This is a genomic window from Pseudomonas sp. NPDC098740, assembly GCF_044760065.1.
GTDB lineage: Bacteria > Pseudomonadota > Gammaproteobacteria > Pseudomonadales > Pseudomonadaceae > Aquipseudomonas > Aquipseudomonas rossensis.
Map to the genome: position 1 here is coordinate 188,752 of NZ_JBIWAM010000005.1, position 6,718 is coordinate 195,469.

Below are 6,718 nucleotides of genomic sequence, written 5' to 3' on the forward strand. Positions count from 1 at the left end.
AACGCCCCCCCGATAGCCACCGGTTAAAAGTCGTTGTGCCAAAAATGATGACCAGCCGCCTGTTCATCCGTGACAACGCCGCCTCGGTCCAATAGATTAGGCGGCCTGAAAAGGCCCAGAGCTTTCTCGCCTCAACCCAAGTTAAAAGAAGTAGTGAAATTTCAATGTCCGATTCCAATACCGCTGAATCCGTAGTCACCTTGTCGTCCAAAGCGGAATACGAAAACTCCATCAATCTTTCACAGCACGTGCCCCAGGCCAAGACCATCAGCGAGATGGTCCTGGACGCTTTCCAGTCCACCCGGGAAAGCGACCAGATCCGCGAGCTGCGCGCCGCGATTCGCCAGGCTCACGACAGCTTCGACGACGATAAAGCCTACGAATTGATGGGCGAACTCAAGCAACTCAAGGACGCTGAGACTGCCGACATTGCAGCCCTGGAAGACTTGAGCAGCAAATTCCCGATCAGCCGGATTCTCTCCAGCTTCAAGGACGATCCGGCGTTTCAGGAATTGGTCTACGGCCTCGCACTGAAGGTGCTGAACCAGACCCACCAGGCCATCAGCAACCCGAGCAGTGGCAAAAGCAAGGCTGCTCGCGCCAAGAAAGATGTCGAAGTGTTCACCATCAGCAAAGACGGTATCAGCGTGACGCTGCCGCTGCGCACCCCGCGCTCGCGACTGAACGTTGACCGTGAAGCACTGGAGTTCCTGGGCTTCACCTTCGTCGGCGAAGGCGAAGAAGCGGAGCTGGAAAGCGAGACGTTCCTGGACAATGCCGGGGCCGAACAGGCAGTTAACCGCAAGAACATCATCACCGCGCTTCAGCAGCAAACCGCGTTCGATGGCTACAGCATCGCCGCGCAGTAACACACGCCATCGATGACTGAAAGGCCCGCACTGAGATTCAGTGCGGGCCTTTCTATTGCCTGCTGGTTCATCGTTAGAGCGTTGATGGCCGTATCGCCACGATCATGTCAACTTCAATGGCTGCGTCTTTCGGCAGTTGATAAACGCCGATCGTGGTTCGTGTATGTTTACCGGCATCGCCCAGTACATGACTGAAAACGTCCGACGCACCGTTGGCCACTTCGCTCAAATCGACAAAATCCGCGGTGGACTTTATGTAAACCGTGACGCGCAATAGCGACTTGATCTTGTCCAGCGAACCGATGGAATCAACAATCAATGCCAGACCGCGCAATGCACTGATGCTGGCAGCGCTCTGTGCATCTGCCAGCGTCAGATCCAGGCCTACCCTGCCCGGATACTGAATTTCACCATTCATCCGCGGCACCAGACCGCTGATGTAAAGCTCATCGTGATGCCGCACCAACAGCGCGTAATGCCCGCCGGCCGTATTCTCACCGTAGATGTCGTAACCGAGCTCTTTTGCCAGCGCGATGAATCGTTCATCACAGGTCATGTGTTCAGTCATCTATCCTCCTCGATCAAAAATTGGATCCGTTTTTTGACAGATTAGCCCAAAGATCTCGATTCGGGGGCTGGCCTATGAAAATCAGCTTGGATCAAATTGATGTCCCTTAGATTCGAAAACGATTGAACTGACGAGCGAACACCTGAATGCCCCGCCTTCGAAAGAAGTGCGGGGCTTTTTTGTTCAAGCGCGGTTGCTACACGGAGCGTCGAGCACCTTCACCACGTCATCGATGATCGCTTTGCTCATATCCTGCAAAAAATGCGACGCCCAGGCATGGCGGTCGGTATCGCGAGCCATGGCGGCGTCTGATGCAAGGAGTTTGGCGACGTGGAGCAGATCAGAGGCGTGGGAGAGGGCTTGAATCACCGGGACGCCGGCGTTTATGCGGAATAGCGGTTTGTTAGCGTGATAGGAGAAGGGGGTGAGGCCAATGGTTGTTAGGTCTTGGGGATTGGTCATTGGGCACTTCCTGTGGTTGGACGGAGGTGGGTTATTACCTTTGGAGCTGAGGTGCAAGTTTCGAACGTATCGATTGCGTACATTTTGAGAACTCCTTTTAGAAGCGATTTTGCGACCGGATTCTCTAGCCCGGTCACAGAACGGAAAGCAACGGTTTGAAGGGCTTAAAGCCAGTAAAATTCAGATTCAACGCGCAGTCATCGCCACCATTGAATTCCAGCCTGGCGTGCCGCTGGTCCAGCAGATCGTCGACCAATTGTCGGTGGCGATCAGCCAGGGCGGGCTGCCTCACGGGGCCAAACTGCCGCCAACCCGCGAACTCTCAGACTTGATGAGCGTGGGCAAATCCACGGTGGTGGATGCTCTGGACCGCTTGCGGGCCAAGGGTTTGGTGGTTTCACGCCAGGGCTCGGGGCATTACGTGCACCGTTCCAGCACCACGATCAAGACCGATGCCGGCCCGGACCTGCAACCTCAAGACACGCTCAGCGTGGTCCGACGCGCGGTGCTGCTGGACAACGTCAGTTACGTGTCCGGCTTCTCCAAGACCCTGACGGCTAACAGCCGCGTCAGCTACGCGGTGCTTTCACCGCAACTGGCTGCGCGGCTGGTTGCGCTCAAAATGGCCTGCGGTGGCATGACTTCGGAACTGGCGGAGCAGATTATCTGCACGATGCTCAGTGATGGCAGCTATGCCAAACATACCCGGCGCACGGTGGATCGGCTTTACGAGTCGAGCAGTCGGGTGACAAGTTGGCTGGAGGAGGCAGGTTGCTCGGTGTCTTCGCTGCCGGGGGAAGGGTTGTTTATCTGGACGCGTCTGCCCGAAGGGCTGCATGCCGAAACGCTGGCAAGGAAAGGCCTGGAAATCGACCTTGTACTGGCGCCCGGCACCCTGCTCAGCAAAGCGCCGAGCGCTAGCCACTTCCTGCGTTTCAACGTGGCGCATAGTGATAACAGCCAGGTGCGTGAGCGGTTTTTCCGGTTGCTCGATAGCTGAGTTTTCTCTCGGATAAACCGCGGTGCGGCCTTCGCGAGCAAGCCCGCTCCCACAGGGGGCAGTGTCGTGCTAAAAATTGGTGGCAACACTGATCCAGTGTGGGAGCGGGCTTGCTCGCGAATGGGACAACTCGGTCCACCAGGGCACACCCAATAAAAAGCCCCGCTCTTCTCTCGAAGGCGGGGCTTTTCAATGCAGCCTCTGAATCTTAAGGCGCGTACGTCAGCAGCAGCTCACTCGGCACTTTAAAGTCCAGCGACATCATCACGCTCAACGCGGTAATGGTGAAGATCGAGAACACGAACAGCTTGCGTGCCCAGACCGTGTCATCCACTGCCTTGTAGCCGGTCCAGGCCATGTACAACCAGTACATACCCATGGCCGCGGCGACGGCGAGGTAGCTCATGCCGGCGTAGCCGCTGAAGGTCAGCATCAAGGTCGCCACGAGGAACGCCAGGATGTAGAGCAGGATGTGCTTCTTGGCCACTTGAATCCCGCGCTTCACCGGCAACACCGGAATCGATGCAGCCAGGTAATCGTTGAAGCGGAAGATCGCGATGGCGTAGGAATGCGGCATCTGCCACAGGCTGAACATCACCAGCAACGTCAGTGCCGCCATGTCGAAGCTGTTCGTCACAGCGACGTAGCCAATCACCGGCGGCATGGCGCCCGACAGACTGCCCACCAGCGTGCCGTGAACCGACTTGCGCTTGAGGTACAGGCTGTAGAAACCGACGTAGATGACAAAGCCGATCACGGCGAACAACGCGGCCAACGGGTTGGCCACTTTGTACAACAGTGCAACGCCGAAAACACCCAGGACGGTCGCAAAAGCCAGGGCCAGTTTCAGGGAGATCAAGCCCTGGACCAGCGCCCGGTTTTTGGTGCGTTCCATCTTCAGGTCGATGTCGCGGTCGATGCAGTTGTTGAACACGCAACCGGAAGCCACCACCAGCGACGTGCCGATCATGGCGGCCAGAAAAATGGCCAGATCGACATGCCCTTTCGAGGCCAGGAAAAATCCGCCTGCCACAGAAAGCACGTTACCGAAAATGATCCCCGGTTTGGTGATTTGGATAAAGTGCTTAAAGGACATCCGGACTTTCCTCAGTGCGCCATCATGTTGGAGTGGATGCTGAACATGATCCACAGCGACAGGCCAACCAGCAGGACAATCACGATCGCGGCGAAAACAAACGCAATCACGTTGTTACGCTGCGCGGCCGAACGGTCCAGGTGAAGGAAGTACACCAAGTGTACCAGCACCTGGATGACTGCGAAGGCCAGTACGATCCACAGGGTCAGGGCTTTCGGCAGCGACGGGTACATCACCAGGCCGAAAGGAATGACGGTCAGGATCACCGACAGGATGAAGCCGATAGCGTAAGACTTGACGCTGCCGTGGCCGGCGTCGTGGCTATCGTGGGAATGAGCGTTAGCCATTTACATAGTCCCCATCAGATAAACAACGGTGAATACGCAGATCCACACCACGTCCAGGAAGTGCCAGAACAGGCTCAGGCAGCTCAGACGGGTCTTGTTGGTCGCCGTCAGGCCGTTTTTCTGCACCTGATACATCATGATCGCCATCCAGATCAGACCGCTGGTCACGTGCAGACCGTGGGTGCCGACCAGGGTGAAGAACCCGGACAGGAAGCCGCTGCGGCTCGGGCCGAAGCCTTCGGAAATCAGTACGTGAAACTCGTTGATTTCCATGCCGATGAAGCCGGCGCCGAACAGGAAGGTCATGCCCAGCCAGCCCAGGACCTGGTTCTTCTTGCCCTTGAACAACGCCAGCATGGCGAAGCCGTAGGTGATCGAACTGAACAACAGCAGAGCGGTTTCGCCCAGCACGTAAGGCAGTTCGAAAATGTCGGCGCCCGACGGGCCACCCGCTACGTTGTTAACCAGTACCGCGTACGCCGCGAAGATCGACGCAAACAGAATGCAGTCGGTCATCAGGTAGAGCCAGAAACCGAATACGGTCATCTCGCCCGAGTCGTGGTGATGGTCGTCGTGCCCATGGTCCGTGCCATGGGCGTGTCCAGCAGTGGTCACTAAGTTCGACATGGTTTAAGCCTGTTCCAACGAGGTTTCAACACGGGTGGCGGTGGCTGGAACTTTCCCGGCCGCTACCAGACGCTTGTGCTGCTCGGCTTCGATGCGCTCGATCACGTCGACCGGCACCATGTAGCCTTGATCATCACGTGCAGCGTGGATCACGAAATACACCACGGTGCCGACCAGGCCAACGATGGCCAACCACCAGATGTGCCAGATCATCGCGAAACCGAACACGGTCAACAGAGCACCCATGACCACACCGGTCGCGGTGTTGTTTGGCATGTGGATCGGTTCGTACTTGGCCGGAGCCTTGTACGCGGTACCGTTTTCCTTGGCTTCGGTGAACGGATCGATGGTGTCCGCTTTTGGCAGCACGGCAAAGTTGTAGAACGGTGGTGGCGACGAGGTCGACCATTCCAGCGTGTGGGCATTCCACGGGTCACCGTGTTCGCACATGTTTTCCGGCTTGTTGCGATCACGCACGCTGACGTACAGCTGAATCAGCTGGCAGGCGATACCGACCGCGATCATCACCGCACCGAACATGGCGACGTACAGGTACGGCACCCACTCAGGGTTGGTGGTGGCGTTCAGACGACGGGTCATGCCCATGAAGCCCAGTGCATAGAGCGGCATGAACGCGACGAAGAAGCCCGAGATCCAGAACCAGAACGCTGCCTTGCCCCAACCTTCGTGCAGCTTGAAGCCGAACGCTTTAGGGAAGTAGAAGCTGAAGCCGGCGATGTAGCCGAATACCGCGCCGCCGATGATCACGTTGTGGAAGTGAGCGATCACGAACAGGCTGTTGTGCAGGACGAAGTCCGCACCCGGGATGGCCAGCAGTACGCCGGTCATGCCGCCGATGGCGAAGGTCACCATGAAGCCCAGGGTCCACAGAACCTGGCTGGTGAAACGCAGACGCCCTTGGTAAATGGTGAACAGCCAGTTGAATAGCTTCACCCCCGTCGGGATCGAAATCAGCATCGTCGCCAGACCGAAGAAGGCGTTGACGCTGGCACCCGAACCCATGGTGAAGAAGTGGTGCAGCCAGACCATGAAGCCCAGGATCGAGATCGCGCCGCTGGCGTAGACCATCGAGTGGTGGCCGAACAGACGCTTGCCGGTGAAGGTCGAGATGACTTCGGAGAAGATCCCGAACGCCGGCAGAATCAGGATGTAAACCTCGGGGTGACCCCAGGCCCAGAACAGGTTGACGTACATCATCGGATTGCCACCAAGTTCATTGGTGAAAATGTGGAAATCCATGTAACGGTCAAGCGTCAGCAGTGCCAGGGTAGCGGTCAGGATCGGGAACGAGGCCACGATCAGGACGTTGGCCCAAGTGCAGGTCCAGGTGAAGATCGGCATGTCCATCAGCTTCATGCCCGGGGTACGCATTTTCAACACGGTAGCCAGGAAGTTGACCCCCGTCAGCGTCGTACCCAACCCGGAAAGCTGTAGCGCCCAGATGTAGTAATCCATCCCCACGCCCGGACTGTATTGCAGGCCCGACAGCGGTGGATAGGCAACCCAGCCGGTCTTGGCGAATTCGCCAACGCCCAGGGACAGGTTGATCAGCACCACGCCAGACACCAGCAGCCAGAAGCTCAGGGAGTTCAGGAACGGATAGGCAACGTCACGCGCACCGATCTGCAGCGGCACTGCAAGGTTCATCAGGCCGGTGAAGAATGGCATCGCCATGAAGATGATCATGATCACACCGTGAGCGGTGAAGATCTGGTCATAGTGTTCAGG

General features: G+C 57.4%; 8 protein-coding genes. 2 read left to right on the forward strand and 6 right to left on the reverse strand.

Annotation, left to right across the window (positions count from 1 at the left end):
* The first annotated feature begins 164 nt into the window (after window positions 1–164).
* A complete protein-coding gene (locus ACIQU2_RS08415; RefSeq protein WP_403139957.1) occupies window positions 165–869 on the forward strand; it encodes a hypothetical protein in 705 nt (234 codons plus the stop codon).
* A 73-nt stretch (window positions 870–942) separates the two neighbouring features.
* Here the strand turns inward: ACIQU2_RS08415 and ACIQU2_RS08420 are convergent, their stop codons facing one another.
* Window positions 943–1,437, reverse strand: a complete 495-nt coding sequence (locus ACIQU2_RS08420; RefSeq protein WP_403139959.1) for a RidA family protein — start codon at window positions 1,435–1,437, stop codon at window positions 943–945.
* A 183-nt stretch (window positions 1,438–1,620) separates the two neighbouring features.
* Window positions 1,621–1,899 (reverse strand): DUF3077 domain-containing protein, encoded by a 279-nt coding sequence (locus ACIQU2_RS08425; RefSeq protein ID WP_403139960.1) that lies wholly within the window; start codon window positions 1,897–1,899, stop codon window positions 1,621–1,623.
* Window positions 1,900–2,077: 178 nt separating this feature from the next.
* Here ACIQU2_RS08425 and ACIQU2_RS08430 point away from each other — a divergent pair, with 178 nt between their 5' ends.
* Window positions 2,078–2,899, forward strand: a complete 822-nt coding sequence (locus ACIQU2_RS08430; RefSeq protein WP_403140074.1) for an aminotransferase class I/II-fold pyridoxal phosphate-dependent enzyme — start codon at window positions 2,078–2,080, stop codon at window positions 2,897–2,899.
* A 208-nt stretch (window positions 2,900–3,107) separates the two neighbouring features.
* Here ACIQU2_RS08430 and cyoE read toward each other — a convergent pair whose 3' ends face one another.
* From cyoE to ACIQU2_RS08450, 4 genes are all read right to left on the reverse strand, one after another.
* Window positions 3,108–3,995: a heme o synthase gene (gene cyoE, locus ACIQU2_RS08435; RefSeq protein ID WP_095132943.1), complete on the reverse strand. Its 888-nt coding sequence runs from the start codon at window positions 3,993–3,995 to the stop codon at window positions 3,108–3,110.
* A gap of 11 nt (window positions 3,996–4,006) precedes the next feature.
* Window positions 4,007–4,342: a cytochrome o ubiquinol oxidase subunit IV gene (cyoD, locus tag ACIQU2_RS08440; protein WP_095132945.1), complete on the reverse strand. Its 336-nt coding sequence runs from the start codon at window positions 4,340–4,342 to the stop codon at window positions 4,007–4,009.
* Complete coding sequence (locus tag ACIQU2_RS08445; RefSeq protein ID WP_347803119.1) at window positions 4,343–4,969, reverse strand: cytochrome o ubiquinol oxidase subunit III; 627 nt, start codon at window positions 4,967–4,969, stop codon at window positions 4,343–4,345.
* A 3-nt stretch (window positions 4,970–4,972) separates the two neighbouring features.
* Window positions 4,973–6,718, reverse strand: a 1,746-nt coding sequence (locus ACIQU2_RS08450; protein ID WP_403139962.1) for a cbb3-type cytochrome c oxidase subunit I, incomplete at its 5' end; no start/stop codon positions are given.